Annotated in this window: 1 protein-coding gene; it reads right to left on the reverse strand. The window is 59.7% G+C overall.

Annotation, left to right across the window (positions count from 1 at the left end; all coding sequences use genetic code 11):
* The coding region (locus JWG88_RS21370) for a hypothetical protein (RefSeq protein ID WP_205235845.1) at positions 1–427 on the reverse strand (427 nt) is incomplete at both ends.

Here is a 427-nt window from a genome sequence, read left to right on the forward strand (position 1 = left end):
CCCTGTACCCGAACCTGATAGCGCCCGCCAGCGGCGCAGTGGTGTGAGCCCTTGCCGTGCTCATCCAACATGACCCGCGTGGAACTGCCGTCATCCAGCCCGATAACCTCGACCGGAATGTCGCCAATCGGCACGTCATACACTGAGTCGAATTTGCTCTCTATCTTCAGCTCGCCGCCCAACTGGCACACGGCAACACTGCCGATAAAGTTCGGGTCGCTCATGCTCACGGTTGTCTGCGAGTCACCGACGCGCAACACCCGATCCATCCCCAGCAACGACGGCATATCTGCCGCATGGCTCACCGAATCCACCGTCCGCGAATACCAGGCGCCCATCTGCTGGCGATAAGTCACCAGGCTCTGATGAAAGCCATCCAGCTCATGTTCGATAGAGGCAATGTGGGAAGCGTGGGTCATCCGTGACG

The organism is Desulfopila inferna (assembly GCF_016919005.1).
Lineage (GTDB): Bacteria > Desulfobacterota > Desulfobulbia > Desulfobulbales > Desulfocapsaceae > Desulfopila_A > Desulfopila_A inferna.